This is a genomic window from Calothrix anomala FACHB-343 (assembly GCF_014696435.1).
Lineage (GTDB): Bacteria > Cyanobacteriota > Cyanobacteriia > Cyanobacteriales > Nostocaceae > Aulosira > Aulosira anomala_A.
The window spans coordinates 166,097-190,175 of sequence record NZ_JACJQG010000006.1 but is presented as its reverse complement, the minus strand read 5'-3'; the positions used below and the strand labels follow the sequence as shown (position 1 = coordinate 190,175).

Below are 24,079 nucleotides of genomic sequence, written 5' to 3'. Positions count from 1 at the left end.
CCCCATTGTTCAACTGCCCAAGTTTGGAGGTCTGTGAAATTTTCTAATTTCATACTCTGACTCTAATACACCCCATTTCCACTTTAAAAGATGTTGGTAATGACAAGCTCTTTTAAGTAGGGGATCTTCTCCCGAATCGCCGCAAAGGTTCCTGGATGCTTCACCCCAGAGGACGGATGACGGGTAAAGCTGCGGACATGCATTTCGTAAATAATCAAGTCTTCTGGCGGAATTTCCAGAGGTCGCTCTGATTCCCAGTCAAAGTCATCAAAAGCAATCCGGGCGCGATGATGGTAGATATCACTCCAATCTGGTGTTACTCCCCAAACATCCCGACCGCCAATAATTTTGGCATAGGGATCTAAGAGAATTTTACTCTTGTCAAACCAGTGTCCGGCTTTGGGATCGAAGGGGCCATCCATGCGATAGCCATACTCGATTTCTTCATAGTCCAAGTCAAACACTACCATGCAAAAAACATTCCCAATCCGAAACTCTTCGGGAAACGGAATTTCCGCCAAAGGTTCGGACTGATGTTTTTTAAACAGTACTAAAGAACAAGATTTGGCGTGACTGGAAAAAATGGAAAAATTTACCCCGCCTGGAATCAGTGTGGCTCCAAAAGGGAAAGGTTTACCCCGACGGAGTTTAAACCCGTCGTAGATATGGGTGGGATTAACGTCGATGCGCTCCATTGTTCTTTGCTAATGAGTGAAATGGCATTCAGATCCGCCAATGGGAGAGACAGGGACGCGGTAGCCCAAACATTGGTTAACCGCGTCTGTTGCTGATAATTCTCAATCCTTGAGAGTTGATTCGGCAGGTAGAGAATCATCTTCGACTTGGAGAAAATTTAAGCCCGATTCTACAGTGTCCCTAAGATTAAAGAAGTTGAGAAATCCAGTAATCTCCATCGTATCTTGAATTTCTGGTGCAACTCCTACCAGTACAAATTTCCCTTTTTGATCGCTAAATGTGCGATGTAGGGATAGCAATATACGTAAGCCAGCACTGGACATATAAGGCACTTTTGTTAAATCCACCAACAATTTACTGTTTGGTTGCACCAAAGGTAGAACTTGTTTTTGCACTTCTGGTGCAGTTTTACCGTCTACTTCACCTTCTAGCTCAACTAAAGTTACTTCCCCATTTCCTACTGAAGTTGCATTGCTTGGGATTGTTTTGACAATGATGTTCATAATTAATCACTTCCAGCAGACTAAGCGGTAGGGACAATTGTCACTTTGACTTTCACTTGAGCTTTGGTGTCTGGTAGTTTCACCGTTAAGCCTTCAGCGTCAAAATCGGTGTATGGTTGGTCATCGATCCAACAAGCACCAATCTTGATGCTACCAGGAGGTAGGATATCTGGCTGCACTCGCAGGATGTTGTCTTTGAATGCACCTGGTTGGGGTTTAAAGTATAAATCTAATGGTTGTTTGGTAATCAGCAGGTTGGTATAAACTACTGACAAGTAGCATAATTCTGTTGAGTGGTAAGCACTCATAGAGTGAGAGCCTTTGAAGCGTTCGTTACCCAACAGGTAAGGTAAGCCGTTGGCTAAAACGTTGAAGTAAACTGCACCGTCATCATGATCCAGGAAGAAGGCATTATAGAAGGCTGCAGCTTCATGGGCTTGAACTTTGTATTCTGGCTTGTTTAAGATACCGTAGAGAATGAGGTAAGCGAGAATAGCTTGTTCTTGTTGCCACCAAGCTTTGCGATCGTGCCAAACAAAGCGGTGTTGTTCTTCACCTTCAGCGAGAACTCTTTCAACTACGTCATACCAGCCGCCTCTTTGTTGGTCGCTACCAACTTTGGGCATGAGGTGAGCGATTTTTTCCGCTAGTTGGACATATTCTTCTTTAGACTTGAGGGAGTTCATCCGCATCAAGTTCCAAGCAATTTTTAGGTTGTGACCGACAACGGCGCGGTTTTGCTGCCAACCCCAGGTTTGGTCTTTGCTCCAGTCTTCAAAAAATTTCTCTTGGACAAAGGGGCTGTCGTCGTAGTCGGGGAAATATTTGGCGATGGTGTCAAAGGTATATTCGAGGAAGTCGGCATATTTTTTCTCGCCTGTGGCTAACCATAAGTTGATTAGGTAAGCAGGTGCATGGTCACCGACTGAGTTCCAGTTTTTGCGGGCGCGGTTACGACCTAAAGATTCGGCACGGGGATCGAGGGTAATCGGGTCAATGTGGGAGAAATAGCCACCACCGTCTTTATCCAGGAAGAATTTATCAAATAAATCCACAGTCATCTCTGCATCTTTGAGAATGCGCGGATCGCCTGTAATCCGGTAGGTTTGAATTGGCCCGGCTAAGGCGTAAATTTGTTCGTAGGCGGGGATAGCGTCGTAGTCGTCGCTAAACTCGGAGGTGAGTAGTTTTTGTTCTCTGCGTCCGGTAACTTTTACACCGTGATACCAGTAAATGAGGTTTTCATCAGGATCGTAGAAGCGCATGTGTTCGCGCAGGTAATCTGTGCCTCTTTCTGCTGCTTGGAGAAAGCGGTCTTCACCGGTTAACAGGAACGCTGAAGCAAAACCATAAACAAGACGAGAAATGGTATCAGTTTCTTGTAAGAAGTCGTCGCGTTTCTTACCACCAGCCAAGTGTAAATATGTACGATATTCGTGGTAATCAATTTCGCGATCGGGATAGTTAAACTGCCATTTGAGGTAACTATCAGCAATGGAACGGATTTGCTTAATCCACCAGTCTGGTTCTTCGTGGCGATAGGAACCGGGTTTGTCGTTGGGGAAGACTAGGGACTTAGCTTCAAATTTGTATCCATCTCCTTGGGGATAATAAATCCCGTAGACGAATACATGTTGCCCTGGTACTAGAAGTTGTTCAATTTGACCAGTACAGTCTCTATAAGGCTCTTCTAGGTTTTGGGCAATTCTGGCATAAACTGTGGGTGTGAGGTATGCTCTGTATTCTTGATCGCCTGAGGTTTTAATACCAAAAGACTTATCACTGGGGTTAAAGTCAGTGACGTAACCAGTGATTGTATCTGAGATTGAGAAGTTGAGTTTGTTCATCTTTGTTGTTACAGAAATAAAAGGATAGATATTGTCGGACTTCCGTCGGTATCCTGTGAAACTCGATGTTTTTGTGTTCTCAGCGTCGTGGGCGGTTGATATTTCTGATTTTGTGCCCGTCTATTTTGTTGCGAAATCTAAATTTTGACGTATGTCATCTATTTAATTTAATTTCGCAGATTTATTACTTGTTGCATCGTCAGAGTAATTGTTTGTAATAGTCCTGGAATTTATCAATATCTAGTTCGACTATCAAAAAGCATTGCTGTTTTTATGGCTGGGAACGCTTTAACTGTCTCGACACTCATCAGAAAAATGGGTAGAAACCCCGTCCTTATAGGACGGCTTGATAGTTTTCACTACTGCCTTGGGGTTGCTTGAATCGGTGTACTTTTGTAATGCACTTTCAATGGGACAATTACCACTTCAAATCTTGCAACCCTGTACACATAGTGTTTTGCACTTTGTTGTGCCTCCCAAAAGGGGTAATGTTAGCTGACGCTCGTGCCTCGCTAACGCTGCGCTAACGCCAAGGTTTTAAGAGCTTGTTCGGCTGAAAGCACTGTTCCAGTGACCTTAGAACTGTTTAGGGACTTCCAACTAAAAAAATATACTATCACTGTGTAGGCAGGGGGCAGGGGGCAGGGAGCAGGGGGAAAAATAAAAATATCTTCTCTCGGAAATTGGATAATTTATTTTCTGGAAGTCCCTTAACCCTCAGCGACAGAGCAAAGAACTAGCTTCGCATTCTTTGGTGTCGTGACTCAAAAAACATAGTAGGGGCGAGTTTACCAATATTCAACTATTAATGATGATCTCGGTCAACCTGCCCCTACTTAGGCTGGTCAGGATGGCTTGTCGATTACTCTTTCAAGCCTCATGCCTTTAGGCTGAGGTTCCTGACATATATCAAGATGAATTCTGTAAATTTGACTGGCTAAGAACAAGAGACATTCTACATGTTTTTGACGGACTGAGTATCAAAAAATGTAGCGATTCTCGTAAAACTGATGACAGCAAAGTAGTTACACAAACCTACATAATGATTGTTCAAGCAGAATTTGCATAAATTACCTAACTCAGATGTGAAACGAACCTCGTAAAATAGTTTTCCATGAGTAGTGGATATTACGGTTCTAATGAACAAAAAATTATGGCAACCGCCAAGATTACGTATTGGCGAAGATACTGGTGAAGAAAGACGCGCTACTTGGCTAGAGCTGTTTTACGATTTGATATTTGTGGTAGCGATCGCGGAATTGGCTCACAATCTCAGTAAAGATGTTACTGTACTAGGTGTGATCGGCTACGTTGCTCTTTTTATCCCCATTTGGTTTTGTTGGTTAGGTGCCACTTTTTACGCTAATTTGTTTGATACTGACGATTTAGCCGATCGCTTGCTAACTTTTGTACAGATGATGCTAATTGCCGCTTTAGCAATAAATGTGCATCACGGTCTAGGTAAATCTTCTATTGGTTTTGCAATTGCTTACATCGGTGCTCGCAGTATTCTCATTGTTCAATTTCTCATCGCTAAATATCATGTCCCTTTAGCTCGTCCCTTACTTAACCGCTATATTTACGGTTTTGGTCTTGGTATTTGTTGTTGGGTATTATCGCTGTTTGTTCCCCCTCCTTGGCGGTTTGCACTGTGGGCCTTGGGACTGTTTATAGACTTTGTAGCTCCTGTGGGAACTGGCCATTTAGCTACTCAAATCACCCCAGATATTTCTCACATGCCAGAGCGACTGGGACTTTTTACGATGATAGTCTTAGGTGAGTCGGTCGTCGCCGTCGTTAAGGGTGTAGTTGAAAAGGAGTGGAATATTTCATCCATCGTCACCGCTTTAATGGGAATGAGCATTGCTTTTAGCTTTTGGTGGCTGTACTTTGATAGCATTGATGGTTCGCCATTAGAGACAATGAAGTCAGGTAAAATCACTACCTTTATTACTTGGCTTTATGCTCACCTCCTCCTAGCTATTTCTCTAGTGGCTACAGGCGTAGGTGTTGAGCATATAATTTTCACAAGTACCGAGAATGTCATCCCAGAAAAAGACCGTTGGTTACTTTGTGGTGCTGTCACACTTTGCTTGCTAATTTTAGCTTTAATTAACTTCACAACCTGTATTTTGGAGAAATACCGCCAAGGTAGAATTTTAAGCATTTATCGTTTAGCATCTGCAGGATTTGTCTTAGTCCTAGCTATTGCTGGGACAAATTTATCTCCCATATTATTAACTACACTAATTGCGGTGGCTTGTGTGGTTACAGTTGCCCTAGATTTATGGAGCAGGAGCCGACAGCCAATTTTGTCTGAGGAGTAAATGGATATCCGGTTGTGTAAACACACAACCGAATTTGCTCCATTACTCATATTGATCGCCTTTAAATTAAACTTGTTGAGCTAATTCTGGATTCCGAGAGCTAGTTTTCTCAATTTCCTTAACAAACTCTTCCATAAATTGATCTACCATTCCCGGATGTTTACCTGTAATCAGATTGCCATCGATCACTAGATCGGCTGTCACATCGTTTTCATAAACCACATCTGCTCCAGCATTTTCTACATCACAAATAATGTTATGGGCACAAGTGACTTTGCGATCCTTAATTAAATCTGGATCGGCACAGAACAACCACAAACTATGGCAAATTGTCCCTAATTTCACATTATCTGTTGCCATTGCTTTCCGCAGAAAAGCAACTGCTGGAGCTTGATTTTTTTGACCCTTTTTCACATTTACTTGATATCTCAGGCGATCCATTGCATAAGCGCCAATGCAAATTATGCCTTTATAATCAGTCGGGTCAATATCGTTAACTTCTGTGGTAACTGTGACATGAAATTCTATTTCATCATTTTCTGGATTAGAACCAAAGCGTAGTTCTTTGTTACCCCAAAGATGAGAAATATACTCAACTTCATAGCCTTTTTCTGGGAAATACTCATTGAATCGACGAAATTCAGTGGCATCAAAATGTTCTTCAATAAGTACACCAATTTTACCTTTTTTCTCAGATGCCATGTTTTAAATCCTTGATTATTTGAGAAAGTAAGTATGGTCGATATTAGCAAAATTTCCGGTTTTAATTCCTAAGAATTTGCCATAAATGAGGATTGTGGATCAACTAATTTAGCACTTAATTCTCACACAATCCCGTAATTATTAAATCAAAGAGGTAAAGTTATCCTGAGAAATATCTTTATGATAAATCTGAATAATTTACTTCAGTCGGTAGCTCTAGAGGAATGTTCCCAATAGAGACTGTTCTCCGTCTTTTAAGATGGAGTAATAGCTTGGTGATAAATTTCGTACATGTGTCCGTCTGGGGATAACTGCTGGAATATCTTCGGCTCAAGCGATCGCATCTGACCACTAATTGAGGCTTTGAAGAACTCCGGACTTTCCCACTGAGCATAGTTGACAACCCTAGTACCATCTACACTTCTGTGGAGAGTAGAGGATATGAAGCCAGGTTGGTGCTTCACATGTGTTTCCATATACTCGACGATGTTATCCAAAAGTTCCTGCTGTTGTGATGTTTCAACTTGGAAAACAACGATTACTGGAAATACTTCTGAACTTTTTTCTTTGTCCAGAGCAACTACTTTACCATTAGCTCCTTTTTTCTCAGATGTCATGTTTTAAATCCTTGATTATTTGAGAAATTAAGTATGGGCAATATTAGCAAAATTTCGGATTTTCATTCCCAAAAATTTGGTATCAAGTAGCAGTTTACGTCACCTAATCTTGAACTTTATTTTCACGCCATCCCGTAATTATGAAATCAAAGAGGTAAAGTTATCCTGAGAAATATCTTGATGACAAATCTGAATAATTTACCTCAAGCGATCGCAAAGCGAGGAATTCTCTCAATAGACAGTTTGCTCGCTCCTTCAAGACGGAGTAGTAGCTTGGTGATAAATTTCGTACATATGCCCATCTGGTGATAACTGCTGGAAGATCTTCGGCTCAAGCGATCGCATCTTACCGCTAATTGAGGCTTTGAAGAATTCCGGGCTTTCCCATTGGGCATAGTTGACAACCCTTGTACCGTCCACACTCTTGTGGAGAGTAGAGGATATGAAGCCAGGTTGGTGCTTCACATATGTTTCCATATACTCGACGATGTGATCCAAAAGTTCCTGCTGTTTTGATGTTTCGACTTGGAAAACAACGATTACTGGAAACACTTCTGAACTTTTTTTCTTGTCCAGAGCAACTACTTTGCCATCAGCTGCACCCCAAGGGGTCATATCAGCGTAAACTCGCCATTCGCTGACCTTGTTACCACGCATCCGGTAGATGTCGCAGCAAGCAACCTTCACATGTTCCTTATTGTGAACCAGCTCGTATTTAGCATCCATTTCAATGGTGATGATGTCTGGTTCTACCCAAATTTTTCTGGCATCATGTCCATAAAACTTGGCAGTAGTTTTAAAGGTCTGTTTAAAGAAATCCACTACGGCATTAGGCCCATACATCGGTTCGCCTGAACCGACTTTGTACAATAGGTCATCGGTCAGGTAAGTTTTCACTTTTGCCCAATCTTCAGCCATAATTGCTTGGGATAGTTCCCCAACGGCTTTTAATTGTTCTGAGGAGGCTACTTTACCATTTTCGCTGTCGATAGACCATCTAGGCCCAGCAATTGCCCATTTAGGTACAAATCCTTGGGCGACTCTTTCTTTCCCTTCGGGATGCTCCGCAAAGTGTCTTCTCATGGTTCCTGGCGGCAGAACATGCTTTCCTTGGGTGACTGTCAGCACAGAAGCGGATTCAGGAACTGGGATAGTCGGGTCAAATACAGGATTCACATCCATGAAAATCCTCAGTTCACTGAATTTATCCCCCTCAACCCGGAAGATATCGAAGCAAGGAAGTGATACCATCGAGCCGTCCTTGCGCCAATAAAGCACATCCATTTCGACGAATACCGCATCGCCTTCTTCCCAAATCACCTTGATTTCGTGGTAAACGGCATCGATTTTACTAAAGAAGGCATCGGCTGATTTTTTGATCGACTCTTTATCTAAACAGACATCGAAGTTACCGAACTGATATACTGGTGTGTCTGTAAAAAAGGTCACGAACCCTTCCGAATCAAATGCTTCGCCTCTGGAGAACAAACGTTTTACTAGGTCTGTATTTGTTCCGGAAATCTTTTCTATTACTGGGCCTTTTCCGTTTTGATTTGGTGCTTGTGATACCAACTCATCCATCATTGACTGGACGACTTGGCCAAAAACCACATGGACTTTCCCAAGTGCTGATGCCAATTCTTGTTGAGTTAATTCATAGCCGTTCTCTTTAGCAATCTTGACGAATTGCTCAGCTGTATCAGCAGCATGAAGTTTTTCTTGTAGATTTGGCTGTTCAAAAGCTGCTTGTAAAAGATTGAGTACTTTCTGCGACATTACTATCTCCTAAGATTATCTCAGTTTTGCCAAGGGGTCATATCAGCATAAACTCGCCATTCACTGACCTTGTTACCACGCATCCGGTAGATGTCGCAGCAAGCAACCTTCACATGCTTTTTGTTGTGAACCAGTTCGTATTTCGCATCCATTTCGATGGTAATGATGTCTGGTTCTACCCAAATTTTTCTGGCATCATGACCATAAAACTTGGCGGTAGTTTTAAAGGTCTGTTTGAAGAAATCCACCACAGCGTTGGGGCCATACATCGGTTCACCTGAACCGACTTTGTACAATAGGTCATCGGTCAAATAAGTTTTTACTTTTGCCCAATCTTCGGCCATAATTGCCTGGGATAGTTCCCCAACGGCTTTTAATTGTTCTGAGGAGGCTACTCTGCCGTTTTCGCTACCTATAGACCATTTAGGGCCAGCAGTTGCCCATTTAGGCACATATCCTTGGGCTACTCTTTCTTTCCCTTCGGGATGCTCCGCAAAGTGTTTTCTCATGGTTCCCGGAGGAATCAACCGTTGCCCTTTGCTCACTGTCAGTACTGAAGCAGATTGGGGTACGGAGATTCTCGGATTAAATACAGGATTCACATCCATGAAAATCCTCAGTTCACTGAATTTATCTCCTTCAACCCGGAAAATATCACTGCACGGCAGTGCAATCATTGAGCCGTCTTTGCGCCAATAAAGCACATCCATTTCTACGAATACCACATCTCCTGCTTCCCAGATATTCTTGATCTCGTGGTAAACGGCATCGATTTTACTAAAGAAGGCATCGGCTGATTTTTTGATCGACTCTTTATCTAAACAGACATCGAAGTTGCCGAACTGATATACTGGTGTGTCTGTAAAAAAGGTCACGAACCCTTCCGAATCAAATGCTTCGCCTCTGGAGAACAAACGTTTTACTAGGTCTGTATTTGTTCCCGGCAAGTTGTTGGACATTAAGTTTCCTCTATTAGTTGACGCTTGTAGTTGGAAATTGTCTTTTTTTTGTGCTGCTTGATTTTCGGCAACTTCTTTGGCAAGCAATACAGATTTTTCAATTGCTTGGTGAAGTTTTTCTTCAATTTTTGGAACCATTTTTATAGCTTCTGCATTCACTGGTTCCCAGTTCAGTGTGTAGCTAATACTTACAGGGGTATGAGGCTCTTTGGCTCGGACAACTGTGTTAATTATTCTGCCCTTGAACAGTGGATTATCTACTAAATCATGGGTGATTGAGCCTAATTTTTCATCTATAGTTATTCTTTCTTTGACAACCATTCCCAGGGCATTCATTTGTCGCAGCATCCCATCGTGGAATCTCGCCAAAATCTGCGGTGCTTGGGCTTCAGGATTATATCGTGATGTATTTTCAATCTTGTCTTTTACGACATCCCAAACAATATCCCAAGCAGCATATACAGGAATACTAAATGTGAAATATAGCCCTGTCTTGCCTGAACTTTGGCCATTTAAAACTTGCTGAAAACTTCTGGCTTTGAGAATGTCATTGGCAACTTGATTGTCGGGAAAAATGAAGGATGTACCGTTAGCTTGGTTATATTCCTCCATCGATTCTTGGAAGCGAGTTTTCACCTTGCGGGTAACTTGGTTAAATTCTAACTGTTCGCCATTCGGCCCTTTGCAGTAAAACAAAGACCAGCCTTCCATCGGGTCTTTGCTCCAGTCTACTTCTGGTTCGCCTGCTGCTATAGCTTCTGGTTCATTCCAAAATTTAAAAGAATTGTATCTCAGCGCAACTGCTCTTCTTTCGGCTTCAGATTTGACATGAATCACGCGGTTACAAACCACATTTTTCATACCTCTTCTGTGAGATTCTTCTTCCAAGATTTTGGCAAATTCATTCAAATCAACGCCTTCTTTAACGTTGAATGAAATGTGCATGGCATTAACATGACCAATGTGAGAAGGAATACTTGTTCTTGAACCATAAGGAGCGTTAGCTTTGCCAGCTTCTCTCACATAAATAAGTTCAACGACAGTATTGCCAAAAGAAATAAATTTGACATCTAAAGCGTCTTGTTTGCCACTTCGCAAATGAGGAATATCGGCTTTCTCCGGATCGATTCCTTGAGCTAATGCTTCCAATTCTTCTTTTTGAAACAGCGTATTTTGGATGACATCACCTACTAACTCGCTTTCCCCAACAACTAATTTCCCTCCTAATACTTCTGTATAAAATTCGAGGGATTTAGCCATGTCATGAATTGTCACACCAACGTGCTGCACGCCTTGCAATAAATGACCTAATCCAGAACTATTAACTGGCTGGTGGTTTTGCAGAGCAGCTTGACCATTCTGAGCTAAAACTTTGCCGTTTGCGTAATCAGTCTGACCATTAATCATTAGTGAAACAATATCATTCTGGATTTGGTTAGCAGCTCCAATTTTAGTAATTAAATCGGCTACCTTGGCACTCCTCTGACCGGCGAGAGTCATCTGACTGTTATATACAAAGGTATAAGCCGACCTTTCGGAAAAAGGTTGGATTTGTTTGATATATTGAGCGGCATCTTGCAATGCTGCTGCATAATCAGCAGAGGCGAAAAACTTTTCTCTGTCCAACGGATTTAAGAAAGCAATTTCACAAGCTGCATGATATTGCTTGACTGGTGGTTCGTAATGACTCACCCCGGCTGCATCTGGGCGAGAATTATCAACTTCTTCAAATAGATGCAAGCGCAATTTGAGTACTACATCGCTATTGCTGACTTTGGGGGCAAATGTGTCTGTCAGATAGCGGCGAAAAGCTGCTGTACTCGCACCATCAGCTTTTTTGATTAAAACATGAAATTTGATGACTCCGACTTCACCGTTGGGATCGCCTGTGGGGATACGATCTAGATAAGTGATGGAATTACCAGGACTGGTGTTATAACCAATGGCTTTACGAAACAGGTTGTGTTCGTCATCCATGAGAATGGCTGACGCTTGGAACCAGGTTTGCCGGTCTGCGTCACTTTCAAAGGTTAACTCTGCAATCCCATCAAAGTTATCTTCAATGTCCCAGCTATAATCTAAACCGGGAATTTCTGGCCATAAACACCCTTCGTTACGAGCCACATGAAACTGCCAGTATTGATATTGACCGGGTAATCTAGCACAGACTGGGCCGTGTACATCTTTCCAGTAATTATCAAACAGCTCTAGGGAAATGGCATCTCGTTTCCACAGGAGGACGTAGAAGGCTACTTTTCCTTGACTATCCCGTGCTGAATAATCAGCTTGGTTTGATTCTTTGGTTGCTGAAAGCATTGCTGCTGTCCTTGGTATGCTATTTAAATTGTCAAAAATCTGGTTCAGGGTGCCGAAACAAGCCGCAACTTTATTAAAACCCGCATAAACGCATAAGAACAGCAGCAGCTCTTCAATTTCTTCGCGGGTGGCTCCCTGTTTGAGAGCCATATTTATATGGGCCGCGAAAGGGTTGCCAGCACCTCTATGATCCTGATTGACGACATCAATAGCGATGGTAATCAGAGCCTTAGTTTTTTGGTCAATAAGTGGCAAACCCCAGGCTTCACCTGCTACCCGAATTACAAAGTCACCAAACTTGGGATTGATTTGTTTTAAACTTTCTTGCAGTTCTTGGTCATCTAGGACGGCATTTTTATATGCTCTTTCCTGTTTCATTTTAAGCTGTGGTGATCAAGTTCAGGAGTTCATTGGGAGCAAATACATCGCGGTAGAAAGTCAATTGTTCTGTTTTTAAATAGCAAGCACCACGGTGCCCTCGGCGTACCCAGGTGACATTACCTTTGGCTAAAGTTTCGTTGGTTTCGTCGTCTACACACTTCCATTCAAAGTATGTGTGTTCGCCATAAAACATGACGATGGGCCAGCACATGGTGACTCCTGGTTGAGCAATTAATGCCCACCAATGTTTTTCTCTTTCTTTTTGCTGTTCTAAGCCTTGGTAGGGGCCATCTTGACAAAAATAAACTAAATCGTCGCGGTACTCTCCAGTTAAGATATCGCCTCTTCCTTGTCTCAAGGCTTCACAATGTGTCGGCCACCATTCTCTGTTTTCCCGTTCAATTTGTTCTAATGTGTAATAAGAATTGATTTCTGGCAATCTCGGTTCTTTCATTGCCACAATTTTTTCTGCATCCTCAATTAGCTTTTTGGCTACATAGGGGCTAACAAGTCCCGGACGAGAATAGTCAGCTGACAAACCTTGATAATAATTTACGCGCTTTTTCACAGGTTTTGGCTGGGTTTGGGTAGCTTGAGCCGAAGCATAACCGTTGGTTGGAGAGCTGTAAAGATTGTAATTGAGCATGAGAGATGTTATGTCCTCTTGAAGTTGATTAACTGCACCGATGTCTGTGATCAGTTCGGCTACTGAAGAACTACGTTGACCGGCTAAAGTCATCTGACTGTTGTATACAAAGGTATAAGCCGACCTTTCGGGGAATGGTTGAATTTGTTTGAGATATTTAGCTGCATCTTGCACTGCTGCTGCATAATCAGCAGAGGCGAAAAACTTTTCTCTGTCCAGATGAGTTAAAAAAGCAATTTCAAAAGCTGCATGATATTGCTTGGCTGGTGGTTCATAATGACTCACCCCGGCTGCATCTGGGCGAGAATTATCGACTTCTTCAAATAAATGCAAGCGTAATTTAAGTACTACATCATTGTTGCTGACTTTGGGGGCAAATGTCTCTGTCAGATAGCGGCGGAAAGCTTCTGTACTTGCACCATCAGCTTTTTTGATTAAAACATGGAATTTGATGGCTCCAACTTCGCCGTTGGGATCGCCTGTGGGGATACGATCTATATAAGTGATGGAATTACCGGGGCTGCTGTTGTAACCGATGGCTTTACGAAACAGGTTGTGTTCGTCATCCATGAGAATGGCTGACGCTTTAAACCATGTTTGCCGGTCTGCATCACTTTCAAAGGTTAATTCTGCAATGCCATCAAAGTTATCGTCATTTTCCCATCTATAATCTAAACCGGGAATTTCTGGCCATAAACCCCCTTCGTTATGAGCCACATGAAACTGCCAGTATTGATATTGACCTGGCAATCTAGCACAGACCGGGCCATGTACGTCTCTCCAGTAGTCATCAAAAATCTCTAAGGAGATTCCTTGTCGTTTCCACAGGAGGACGTAGAAGGCTACTTTTCCTTTACTATCCCGTGCTGAATAGTCAACCTTTGCCGCCTTGTTGATGGTTGAAACCATGCTTGCTGTCCTTTGTCCACACTATGGTTGTTCTCTGGTGATATCACACTCTACTTATGTCACTTTAGGTAACCAAGAAAGCTGAATTTTAGGGAAAATTAAGGTTTTTGCTATATATTACCTGATTTTAAGCAGATAGTGCCGAAAAGCGTGGTAAAACAATCTGATGCTCAGAATAGCTATCAGCCATGATGATTATCCAGAGATGATTTTGTTTTTTAGGCGATCGCTACTCTTGATGGATTGAAGAAATATTTCTTGTGCGATCCTGAATTTCTCAGGTTGCAAGTGAGCGATCTTTGCTAGTTACGCCTACTTTTTTTACTGACTCCAGCTCTAAAAACCTTGTCAGTTAATTTATCAAATGCGATCGCACAACAACTATCTCTGTAGTACAACAAGACAAAAGAATTCAAGCTCTTATGCTCTAAGATTTCGATCCTGTGCCACCTGAAGGTTGGTGTTTGTCCTTTTGTACTTATTATTCTCTACATATATAGAGGAATAACATCTATCTAGGCGATATCAAGAAGAAGTCTTGGGAATCTCTCTCTATCTATACCTTACCAGAGCTACTTTGTAGGGCTACAATGCGGAATATACTGATTTCGGAAATTTGCCCCTGTGTTCTACTTGAGAATTTCGTTGAGCGTGCCAAAACAACCTGCCACTTTATTAAAACCTGCGTAAACACACAGGAATAATAATAGTTCTTCAATCTCCTCCCTAGTTGCTCCCTGCTGGAGTGCCATATTCACGTGCGCGCCAAAGGGGTTACCCGGCCCTACCTGGTCTTGATTGACTACGTCAATAGCGATTGTGATCAGCGCTTTGGTTTTTTGGTCAATGAGCGGTAAACCCCAAGCTTCACCTGCAACCCTGGTGACAAAGTCACCAAATTTAGGATTGATTTGTATTAAAGCTTTTTGTAGTTCTTTGTCATCTAAAACCGCATTTTCGTATTTCATTACCCAACTTTTCCCTAATTTTCTCAGTAGTGGTTATGAACTGTGTCAACTATAACTTCTTGCCTGGGAGAGATTAAGTGTTTATGCAGCAAATCTAAAGATTTATGCAGCAAAACTTAATCATCACTTTATCGTTATTAAGCTAATATTTCATATATATCGAGTTAAGGGCGATCGCTTAGGTAGCTATAGAACCCTAACTGAATAAATGATGAATAAATGAGGATCTCCAGTATCTATTCGCAGTTTTGCTGTGGGTTTAAGTTTTGACTGAATAACCCACAGACAGTCGGGGTTTGCTGACTCTGAATCTCACTGACATTTTACTGCTGGTGAGCTTGAATTTTAAGTACAATGTTTCAGCCCCGATGGCAAATACAGGGCTAACAAGCTTGACGCTTGCTTTATGTGTACTTCTTACTAAGATATTGGCATGACTCTATTTTTTCATTACCCTGAATTTAATAACTTTTTACATCTGGATTCAGAAAAACACTATAAAAGCTGTCTGTGACGGCAATAGATTTATCTAAAAGTTGAAAGTAGTTCTGATACCACCAATGACAATATCCTCATTATTAGCATCTTGGTTGGGTGATGTAATCCAAATCACAGAAGGACTAATAGAGATTTGCTCGGAAAGCTGATGCCGATAATAAGCTTCAATATGTAATGAGGTATCGTTTTTGAATTGTGCATAAGGCAAACTTGTTCTGACACCAGTCAGAGTCGGCTCCATACCAACAATTAACCCTCCTTGATTGCCTTTTCTAAACAAATCAGGAAAGGCAGCTTGAATTGAATAAGTCCAAATATCAGCATCTCCTTTGCCGATGAGTCTGGCTTGGATGAGATTAGCCCAACCACCAATTACTACCTTAGGACTAATTGCAAAATAGCCACCAATCTGATAAGCATTAGTACTAACTGCTGATGCTTCATCAAACAAAACACCAGCATCATCAAAACGATTGGCCAGCGCACTACCTACAAAACCATTGCCTCTAAACGTTTGACCACTGTGAAAGCCAAAATTGCCAGGATTAAAGTAGCCGTGTTGATATAAAGCCTGCAAGAATAAACCGGGATTGGGATTGTAGTTAACCTGAGCGGCAGCAACATAGTCTCCATTAAACAAACCTCCGGCTTGGGACTCGTTGGCAAAAGTTCCTTGGTAAGTCAAAGTTAGTACTGTCGAGTCTACAATCTTATAACTTGCAGAAATGCCAGTCCCTGCTCCCACTAAATAAATAGGGGGTGCCTCAGCAAAAGCACTAATAGGCCCGCGACCAATGGTATAGTAAGGCAGAAACTGAGACAAGAGAACTGGGCTAAAACGATATCTATTAGCAGCAATAACATTGATCAATAAATTGTCACCGATGGGAAATTGATATTCTAATCCCAGTATTCTGACGTTGCTGAAACTATCGCCGGAACCCGTGGTATCGCTGGAACCTTCTCTTGTAGAACCAACATCTCTACCATTATTGTTAGTTGCTAGCTCAGGAAATGCAGTACTTGTAGCGCCAAGACCGGTAAATAACAAATCTCGGCCTGTAAAGCTAGTCAGCAGTCCGAGGAAGAAATTGTATTGTATGTTGGTTTGAGGATTACCATCACCCGAAAAGTAAGCGTTAGTTTGAACTCTTAAATTACCAAATAGTTTGGTTGTAGTAGAGAATTGATTGGCTTCTAATTCTGTAGTGCGTGCTTCTAAAGCATCTACCCGACCCCGTAGGGTAGCCAGTTCAGTAGCAAATTCTTCTTGTAACCGTTTTAAAGTTTCTAGGTCTTGTTTGGTCACTAACTCTTGAGTAGCCGTACCAATTAGTTCATTAATCCGGTCTAAACAAGCATTTAAGCCAGCAGCAAATTCATAACGAGTCAAAGCGCGATCGCCACGGAATGTACCATTAGGATAACCAGCAATACAACCATAGCGCTCAACTAAAGATTGTAGAGCGCTGAAGGCCCAATCTGTTGGCTGCACATCCTGCAACTGAGAAATGTTGGTGACTTGAGCCATTGGATCGTTTTCTTGTTCATCTGCGTTGGCTGGCTCTAATAGGTTAGAATCCAATGCAGGCAAGGAGCTTGGCTTTGGGGTTGTTGGCGACTCGCTAGTAGTTTGAGCAATAATTTTCTGCCGATTTTGTCCTTGAGAAACTGTTTGGCTAGAATTAACAGTTGTCGATAGGGATGAGAAAAATAACAATTCATCTATTCCTTGGCCATCTAAAGCTTTTTGCTCTGTAACTGACTGGGTAGCATCCTGATTGACTTCTTTAGCTAGTACCTGAATCGAAGTTGGCAGTATTTGGTAAACCAGGATGGCTGAGATTGTCAGCAGTATCTGTCTGTAAACAGAACGATGCTTGCCAAGGAATTTTAAACTTCTCATGGATTTTCAGTATTTGGGTCAGGATATAAATATAGTTATGTTAAACTTCACACCTGGAATATCCAAGCTTTTGGCATAAAAAGTTGGCAGTGCTTTCCCACTGATGGGTAATAAGTTTCAGGTTTTGGGAGTTGGTTAAGAGCTAATATCTAAGCAACTTACTCCAGTTGAGCAATTGATTATTGTCCATATTCTGGCTGGAGATATGCCACCACAAAACTCAAAAATCCAGACTGTATTCGTTTTTGCAATACTCCGTGGGGTAGCGAACTAATAAACAGCAGAACACAGATGGATAAATCAGGGAACTTCCAACAATAAATTATTCCGCTTCTAGCCAGGGAGATTTGATTGTCTCCTGTCAATAATCAACAGTCAATAGCGAACAATAGCAATGAAATATTTCTTACTTGGAAGCCCCTAATTAACTTGAGTTCAACCAATTCACATTGTCTAGTAGTGGTATACCTTTGAGAACTATTCAAGAAATCTCTAAGATACAGTAACTTTGTTACCTTGCCGCGTTATCAGCAGGTATGCCAAAAGCAAAGTGAAAGATGGTGGCTGTGAATTAGGTTGGAAATTGTGAAAACTACAAAATGCCCCCATTAGCTTGGATGTTTTGTCCTGTCATCCAATGAGCATTATCGCTAACTAAAAAAGCCACTACATCGGCTACATCTTCTGGTTGTCCTAGTCTTCCCAGAGGTGTTTGCTGAATCAGTTGATCTACAGCTTCTTTCGGCATAATCAACCCATCCGTATTTGTCACGCCTGGGGATACTACATTTACCGTTACCTGACGATGCCCAAGTTCCTTGGCAAGGGCAAAGGCGAATCGTTCACCTGCCGCTTTGCTGGCAGCATAAATACCACCAGTAGGTACGGGCATCATTGTACCTCCGGTAGAAAATTGTACTATGCGACCGCCATCTTTAATGCGCTTTGCGGCTTCTTGCAATATATACATTGCACCTTTAGCATTCACTAAAAATACTTTGTCAAAGTCTTCATCGGTCAATTCGATATGAGGTTTAAACACGGATGCGCCCGCAACATTGACAACAATGTCGATGGTACCGAATTTAGACTCTGTTTCGTCAAATAATCGCAGTACGTCTGCTTTATTCGCCACACTACCGGGAATTGCGATCGCTCTTCCGCCTCCATCTACAATTTCTTTGACTACAGTCTCGGCTTTTTCTGGTGAAGAGACATAGTTTACGACAACTGCGGCACCATCTGCTGCTAGACGTTTGGCAACTGCTCTGCCAATACCACGGGATGAAGCTGTTACAAGTGCAACTTTTCCAGTTAATTTTGTCATTGCCTAAATCCTTACTAGAGTCGTTTTACTTTGAAAATCAGAATATCATTTTTAGCCAATTTAAGTAGTAAATGCTGCTGTTGGGTATTCTATATTACTCAATAACTATAAAACTGCATTGTTTATTACAAGATAATTATGTTGTAATATTAATGACTTATAGTTGCTGCTTAATATAAGTGTAAATTACCAAAATGTAGATGTGTTTGCCTGAGTAGCATCTTGATTTGTACGAGCCATCTTGAGATACATCAACTTTCTTCCAAAATCTTGAAAATGGAGATATGATTTCCTCATCAGTCTCAACTTGGATATTTTAGAATCTATCCAAAGGCAATCAAGAGTAGCAGAATGTGACGTTAGATGAAGGACAAGTATTAAATACAGAGAATTGACATAATAATCAAAATACACATTTATCTTACATAGATAAATTCAAAAAACTACAAGATGTAGGGAGCGGCTAAAGCATCATCCAGTATTGCGATCGCCAAGGCTTTTCCAGTTTCTAGAGTTAATCGTGTTTCTAACTGCATACTTGCAGGTCGCTAAACTCAATCTCTATTCATTTTCCATCACTACCCGATCGAGGTGATGCTGTAGAAACTGCCCAGTAATTGAGAATTTCCCAGAATTTTCTTTTATTTTATTGTACTTACTCTTGTATTGACTACCTAGCGTTTAATTACGCCAACACTTAGTTTTTGTTTTGACATCTATTTCTAGAGATGTAAGATATGAGATAACTAATCAAATTTATATGAAGTTAAGCATATTGCCTTTTCAGCTTGCACCCCCTAATTTTTTTGCTCTTCCAGTTTTCTAAGCTATTAGCATTTTTACTATGGGATATTGAATAATATGACACATCCAATAGGGACTTTGCCTGGTAATACATCCAACCCAGGAACAGGTAGTACTGGGTCTAGCGAACCTAAAGATTACTCCGTATTTGATACAAGTGTAGGTAAGTATGTAATTTCACCTCAAGACGATCCTAACCGTCCTGCCATTTATACTTCCGGTGACTTGTATACCTTTTTGGTGACAACCAAAGAGTCTAACTTTGGGATGAATGCTTTTGATTTCTTTGTGCCTACAGGGGGCGGGCCACCACCACATATTCACAACTATGAACACGAAGCATTCTTTGTAGAAGAAGGACAAGTTAACTTTTTTGTCGGAAATGAGGCTGGAGCACTTGATATCCCATCTGGAGATCCTGGCAAAGAAGAATTTATCTTGCAGGGATTACCTCAAGGTACTTTTGTTTTTGGCCCTCGATTGAGACCTCACGGTTTTGCTAACCCCAACTCAACAGAAGCACAATCAGGGCCAAATACCGGAGCTAGGATTCTCTCCATAACCACTCCTGGAGGATTAGATCTACTCTTTGAATTTGCAGGTAAAGCAGTAACTAACAGGAATAATCCCATCCCACCACCGCCTCCAGGAATTGATCCTAAACAATTAGAATTTGGACAAAGAACCGGTGGTGGTGTTGCATTTAATGGTTATAAACCTCCTGCCGGTACTCCTAATTATGTATTGGTGTTACCAGATAATGCACCTCAGACGCTAAAAGATCAAATACAATCCCAGGTGGGTGGAGTTGAGGGTTTTACCATCTCAACTTATAGTCAGCGTCCTAAAGTTACTGGCCCGTTTGGCATCGAATATACCTCTTTGAGTAGCTTTGATGAAACAATAGATAATCTAGGTAACAAACTCTCCTACAATAGTTTTTCCCTAGCGCCACAAGTAACTAATGTTTTTACCCAAGCCTTCTTAAATGGCACTCAAGTATTATCATCTAATGAATCATCAGCCACTGGGATTGCTAATTTAAAACTCAACACTCAAGGCGAGATTGAGTATAGCTTGACCGTAAACGGCTTAGATTTTGGTTCATTCTTACCAGCAGGTACACCTCAGACTGCTGATACTAAGGATGATGTCACCGCTATTCATATCCATTCGGGTAAAAGGGGTAGTAGTGGTGAGCATGTGTTCAATATTTTGGATGCAACCGAACAGGATGAGACAGATTTAAAAATTACCTTAAATCAAGGGGGAAGCGCCACTCTTAGCGGTGTTTGGAATCAGACAGAGCAACCAATTCCATCACTTCTAAATACTTTTCTGAATAATAGTGGCTTACCTGGAGAAGAAAGCGACTTTTATGTTCAGGTTCACACTAAAGGGAATCCTAGTGGCGAAATTAGGGGTCAAATAGCTCGCAGTACTAATGACTTTCCCACTGCGATTAAAGCGGAAAACCATGAAGCTTTTTATGTCAGGGAAGGTACATTATCATTCAAAATCAATGATGAAGTTAGGTTAGCAGAGGCTAACACTTTTGTTTACGTTAGACCAGGAAGCACATACTCATTTGGCAACTTTGGCACTCAACAAGTAGAATCTCTCGCAGTCTCGGTAGACTCACCACAAGTAGTACCAGCAACAGTACCATCGCCTTTAACACCTCAAGGTGGTGTTGTGCCTAACGAAATTAAATTTCTTGGCAGCCAGAGCAATATATTTGGCGATACTAGTGGTAGTCGCCGAAGAATCTACGGTAGCAAAGAGAATGATGAAATTATCGTTAACCAAGACGATCGCGCCTTTGGTAAAGATGGCGATGACCTCCTCGATGCTTCTGGTGGAGCAGGGGGAAATCGTCTTTACGGAGGAAATGGCAATGATGAAATTATCCTCCATCATAACGATCGCGGCTTTGGTGAAGAAGGAGACGATCTGCTTGATGCTTCTGGGGGTGATGGTTACAACCGTCTTGATGGCGGACATGGTAACGATACGCTCATAGCGGGTAAATACGACGAACTGCTTGGTGGAGAAGGAAATGATACTTTAGTCATTAGTAGTGGTGGAGATAATCTTCTGTACGGTGGTTCTGGGGTAGACAGGTTCGAGATTGCCAACGGCGAATTTCCGGATGCGGTGATTGAAGGTAGACAATTAACCTTCTTAGGTCTGCCACAATTAACAGACACAAAGAATACGATTATGGACTTTGAAATCGGTGTTGACAAAATTGCCATTAAAAATATTGCCCATATCGATTCTTTTGATGATTTGAAACTACTACCAGCTTTTGGTGATATCAGAAGTACCAGTGTTGTTGCTAGAGTTAAGGCCCCCGGAGATAGTGATAACTCCGAAATTTCTCTGGTAAATCTCTCAGGTGTCTTGTTCAATGAATTGAAAGCTAGTGACTTTGTGTTTGCTTAACCCAATTAATTGAGCGATCCAATGCCATCAAAGATTAATTCCCCTTTTTAATTAGGGGAATTAATTTGTTATATTTGACTATTGTGTGAAATTATCAGCAAGTTTTCAGTACAGATTAACCAAGAAATTCGGCAACAGATTTTAAGTATTAGTGGAAAAATTAATGTTAATAATGACATCGTTATAGTCTAGATCGCCACCACCTGGTAAATCTTCAAAACCAAAGGTGTTATTTCCTAATAAACGTATGTGGTCAACACCATCCGCATTGACTCCTAAGTAGGGAAAATAAACTTGAGGATCGTTGTTGGTGTTAACGTCTGTCAGTTGCGATAGGCTACCATTAATCACAATTAAGGGAGCTAATATTGAACCTGCTGCAACAGTCGCTTTAGTTGTCTGTGTACCTTGATTGGGGGTAGCTAGTTTAATCAATTCACCTGTGATTTGGTCTTTAATGAGATTGTTAATTGCTGCTTGGAGATAATTTGCTGTAGTGGCATTAGCTGGATCGATATTACCGATCAGACCGTCTGCATTATCAACTTTATAGAAATATACTTCATTGTTGTATGCTGCTTCGCGGAATACAGAGAAATCAGCTTTGACGGTTCCTGCTACGTTGCGCAAATCAATTAATTCTGCAGGGTTACCACCTTGGAGATTGGTACCTAGTGGAACTGACTCATCGGTCAGTGAGAAACTCAGTACCATCTTATCTTGACCCCAAGCGAGATTAAATTGATTATTGCCCAGGTCATTAACTTTGAATTGATCGGAACTACCATTACCAAACTTTGAGCCTAGAGTCACTCGACTTAGAGGTATGCGCCCCTTGACAGCACCATCAGTAGTGCCATTTTCGATAAAATAGAAGACTAAGCGATCGCCTCCTACTTTCTCAATGATGCGGGAAATATCGATATTGTTAAAGCCGTTTGGGCGATTTGTAATTGATGAAAATAAACTTAAAGACTGTTTTAAGGCTACTTGAATGTAAACATCACCATCAGCAGGGGTATAGGATTTACCCGTGCTATCAATAATTGTACCTTTGTTATCTTTGACTACAAAAAAACCTACTTCGTTAACTGAATTAGCTTGGTTACTAATTAATTTTGCTTTGAGTTTAATTTTTGTATTCCTAGTAGCCGATACGGTGAAAATATTATCACTGTCAACTAATAATTTTTTAATATTTTGCGAATTTCCACCATTTAAAATATCATCAACATTTGTATTTTTAACAATAGCTAGTGCTTTACTATTTTTACTAATTAAGGTATCACTACCCTGCTGTTGTAAGGTCAGATCAGCAATTCTAGTAACGCCTTCTAATTCCACCTTTAGGCTATCTGCGGTGGGATCAAAATCCGCAATTATATTTGGTGCTTGTAAATATTCATTATTAGCGATCCAGAAAATATCATTTCCTAAACCTCCTGTTAAAGTACTATCACCAAGACCTGCATAAATGGTGTCATTACCAGCCTCAGCAAAAACTTGATCTTTGAGGTAAGGAAAAATTAGATCGTCGTCATCACCACCATAGAGGATATTCATCCCCTCTATTGACTGTATAGTGTCCTTCCCCGATCCACCTTTAGCTGTATCGTTGGTCTTGGCGAATATCTCATCATCGCCTTCATTTCCTTCTAGGATGTTATTGCCTTCTCCACTGCTACCATCAATGATATCGTTTCCTTGTAAACCATTGAGAGTATTACCACTTCCTGTTGCCAGTAATTCATCAATCCCCGAAGTACCATTAATAATTGCCATTGTTTTTCTGAATTAATTAAATGCTTTACATTAGTGTTGTAGATTATATACGATTCAAACAGCAATAACACGTAGATTTTTGTCAAAAACAACCGGATATAAGCAAGAAATATTTGTAGCATTAATTACTAAATATCTAATTACTAATATATGAGCTAATGACCAACCCTCGCTCACGCTCAGTAATTTATAAAGTAAATATTAAATTTTGACAGTAACTTTCACCGATTGTATTTATAACACCATATTAATTTTTTTAACTACATTTACGAATCTTTACTTTCCGCTTATGGCCGCTAGTTGGACGATTTAGTCAAGGATTAAAGGCTGTACCTTTGCTTACACTATTTTAAATGATTATTGATTTATTTATACCTAATTATTAAATATTCATTGTGTCCGCTCAGATCGCTTAGTTAAAGTTTACGATCTGGCAGTTGAGTTATCACATGATAGGAAAATGCTACTAAAAAATAATAAATACTGTTGGTTTTAACTTTCTCATGTATTTCCATTTTTGTCTTTATTAATACAAGTATTGTCTAGGCGATCGCCTGTCGAGCCTAGATATAAGGAAACAGCTGCTAAACCTGAATAGATGTTGAATAAAGAGGCTATTATGCATTGATTTTTACGCTCTCGTCGTGGGATGTTGTTTTTCTCATCG

14 protein-coding genes are annotated in these 24,079 nt (G+C 41.0%); 2 read left to right on the top strand and 12 right to left on the bottom strand.

Annotation, left to right across the window (positions count from 1 at the left end; translation table 11 throughout):
* Positions 1-83 precede the first annotated feature (83 nt).
* The 3 genes from H6G08_RS05135 to H6G08_RS05125 all read right to left on the bottom strand — a co-directional run bounded on the left by H6G08_RS05135 (position 84) and on the right by H6G08_RS05125 (position 3,046).
* Positions 84-695: a hypothetical protein gene (locus H6G08_RS05135; RefSeq protein WP_242046068.1), complete on the bottom strand. Its 612-nt coding sequence runs from the start codon at positions 693-695 to the stop codon at positions 84-86.
* A gap of 102 nt (positions 696-797) precedes the next feature.
* Entirely contained in the window at positions 798-1,199 is a 402-nt protein-coding gene (locus H6G08_RS05130; RefSeq protein ID WP_190539300.1) for an anti-sigma factor antagonist, read from the bottom strand.
* A gap of 20 nt (positions 1,200-1,219) precedes the next feature.
* Positions 1,220-3,046, bottom strand: coding sequence for an AGE family epimerase/isomerase (locus H6G08_RS05125; protein ID WP_190539298.1), 1,827 nt, complete (start codon positions 3,044-3,046; stop codon positions 1,220-1,222).
* Between the two features lie 1,139 nt (positions 3,047-4,185).
* On the opposite strand from H6G08_RS05125, the gene H6G08_RS05120 reads away from it, so the two are divergent.
* Entirely contained in the window at positions 4,186-5,373 is a 1,188-nt protein-coding gene (locus H6G08_RS05120) for a low temperature requirement protein A (protein ID WP_190539296.1), read from the top strand.
* A 66-nt stretch (positions 5,374-5,439) separates the two neighbouring features.
* Here H6G08_RS05120 and H6G08_RS05115 read toward each other — a convergent pair whose 3' ends face one another.
* From H6G08_RS05115 to H6G08_RS05065, 8 genes are all read right to left on the bottom strand, one after another.
* Entirely contained in the window at positions 5,440-6,075 is a 636-nt protein-coding gene (locus tag H6G08_RS05115; protein ID WP_190539295.1) for a DJ-1/PfpI family protein, read from the bottom strand.
* A 254-nt stretch (positions 6,076-6,329) separates the two neighbouring features.
* Positions 6,330-6,692, bottom strand: a complete 363-nt coding sequence (locus tag H6G08_RS05110) for an antibiotic biosynthesis monooxygenase family protein (protein WP_190539293.1) — start codon at positions 6,690-6,692, stop codon at positions 6,330-6,332.
* 255 nt (positions 6,693-6,947) lie between these two features.
* Positions 6,948-8,468, bottom strand: coding sequence for a Nif11-like leader peptide family RiPP precursor (locus H6G08_RS05105; RefSeq protein WP_190539291.1), 1,521 nt, complete (start codon positions 8,466-8,468; stop codon positions 6,948-6,950).
* Positions 8,469-8,488: 20 nt separating this feature from the next.
* Positions 8,489-12,121 carry a nuclear transport factor 2 family protein gene (locus H6G08_RS37345; RefSeq protein WP_242046067.1) on the bottom strand — a complete coding sequence of 1,211 codons (3,633 nt, stop codon included), beginning with the start codon at positions 12,119-12,121 and terminating at the stop codon, positions 8,489-8,491.
* Position 12,122: 1 nt separating this feature from the next.
* Positions 12,123-13,679, bottom strand: coding sequence for an EthD domain-containing protein (locus H6G08_RS05080; RefSeq protein ID WP_190539290.1), 1,557 nt, complete (start codon positions 13,677-13,679; stop codon positions 12,123-12,125).
* Between the two features lie 629 nt (positions 13,680-14,308).
* A complete protein-coding gene (locus H6G08_RS05075; protein ID WP_096603731.1) occupies positions 14,309-14,647 on the bottom strand; it encodes a carboxymuconolactone decarboxylase family protein in 339 nt (112 codons plus the stop codon).
* Positions 14,648-15,176: 529 nt separating this feature from the next.
* Positions 15,177-17,051, bottom strand: a complete 1,875-nt coding sequence (locus tag H6G08_RS05070) for an iron uptake porin (protein ID WP_190539288.1) — start codon at positions 17,049-17,051, stop codon at positions 15,177-15,179.
* Positions 17,052-17,643: 592 nt separating this feature from the next.
* Positions 17,644-18,378, bottom strand: coding sequence for an SDR family oxidoreductase (locus H6G08_RS05065; RefSeq protein ID WP_190539286.1), 735 nt, complete (start codon positions 18,376-18,378; stop codon positions 17,644-17,646).
* An 861-nt stretch (positions 18,379-19,239) separates the two neighbouring features.
* Here H6G08_RS05065 and H6G08_RS05060 point away from each other — a divergent pair.
* Complete coding sequence (locus H6G08_RS05060) at positions 19,240-21,630, top strand: CHRD domain-containing protein (RefSeq protein WP_190539284.1); 2,391 nt, start codon at positions 19,240-19,242, stop codon at positions 21,628-21,630.
* Between the two features lie 141 nt (positions 21,631-21,771).
* Here H6G08_RS05060 and H6G08_RS38060 read toward each other — a convergent pair whose 3' ends face one another.
* Positions 21,772-23,412, bottom strand: a complete 1,641-nt coding sequence (locus H6G08_RS38060) for a DUF4114 domain-containing protein (protein ID WP_190539283.1) — start codon at positions 23,410-23,412, stop codon at positions 21,772-21,774.
* Positions 23,413-24,079: the final 667 nt, after the last annotated feature.

What these genes read in the sequence shown, in the direction of transcription:
- H6G08_RS05110 (WP_190539293.1), bottom strand. Translation starts at nt 6,692, where the DNA reads ATGACATCTGAGAAAAAAGGAGCTAATGGTAAAGTAGTTGCTCTGGAC.
- H6G08_RS05135 (WP_242046068.1), bottom strand. Translation starts at nt 695, where the DNA reads ATGGAGCGCATCGACGTTAATCCCACCCATATCTACGACGGGTTTAAA.
- H6G08_RS38060 (WP_190539283.1), bottom strand. Translation starts at nt 23,412, where the DNA reads ATGGCAATTATTAATGGTACTTCGGGGATTGATGAATTACTGGCAACA.
- H6G08_RS05125 (WP_190539298.1), bottom strand. Translation starts at nt 3,046, where the DNA reads ATGAACAAACTCAACTTCTCAATCTCAGATACAATCACTGGTTACGTC.
- H6G08_RS05065 (WP_190539286.1), bottom strand. Translation starts at nt 18,378, where the DNA reads ATGACAAAATTAACTGGAAAAGTTGCACTTGTAACAGCTTCATCCCGT.
- H6G08_RS05130 (WP_190539300.1), bottom strand. Translation starts at nt 1,199, where the DNA reads ATGAACATCATTGTCAAAACAATCCCAAGCAATGCAACTTCAGTAGGA.
- H6G08_RS37345 (WP_242046067.1), bottom strand. Translation starts at nt 12,121, where the DNA reads ATGAAACAGGAAAGAGCATATAAAAATGCCGTCCTAGATGACCAAGAA.
- H6G08_RS05115 (WP_190539295.1), bottom strand. Translation starts at nt 6,075, where the DNA reads ATGGCATCTGAGAAAAAAGGTAAAATTGGTGTACTTATTGAAGAACAT.
- H6G08_RS05060 (WP_190539284.1), top strand. Translation starts at nt 19,240, where the DNA reads ATGACACATCCAATAGGGACTTTGCCTGGTAATACATCCAACCCAGGA.
- H6G08_RS05080 (WP_190539290.1), bottom strand. Translation starts at nt 13,679, where the DNA reads ATGGTTTCAACCATCAACAAGGCGGCAAAGGTTGACTATTCAGCACGG.
- H6G08_RS05105 (WP_190539291.1), bottom strand. Translation starts at nt 8,468, where the DNA reads ATGTCGCAGAAAGTACTCAATCTTTTACAAGCAGCTTTTGAACAGCCA.
- H6G08_RS05070 (WP_190539288.1), bottom strand. Translation starts at nt 17,051, where the DNA reads ATGAGAAGTTTAAAATTCCTTGGCAAGCATCGTTCTGTTTACAGACAG.
- H6G08_RS05075 (WP_096603731.1), bottom strand. Translation starts at nt 14,647, where the DNA reads ATGAAATACGAAAATGCGGTTTTAGATGACAAAGAACTACAAAAAGCT.
- H6G08_RS05120 (WP_190539296.1), top strand. Translation starts at nt 4,186, where the DNA reads ATGAACAAAAAATTATGGCAACCGCCAAGATTACGTATTGGCGAAGAT.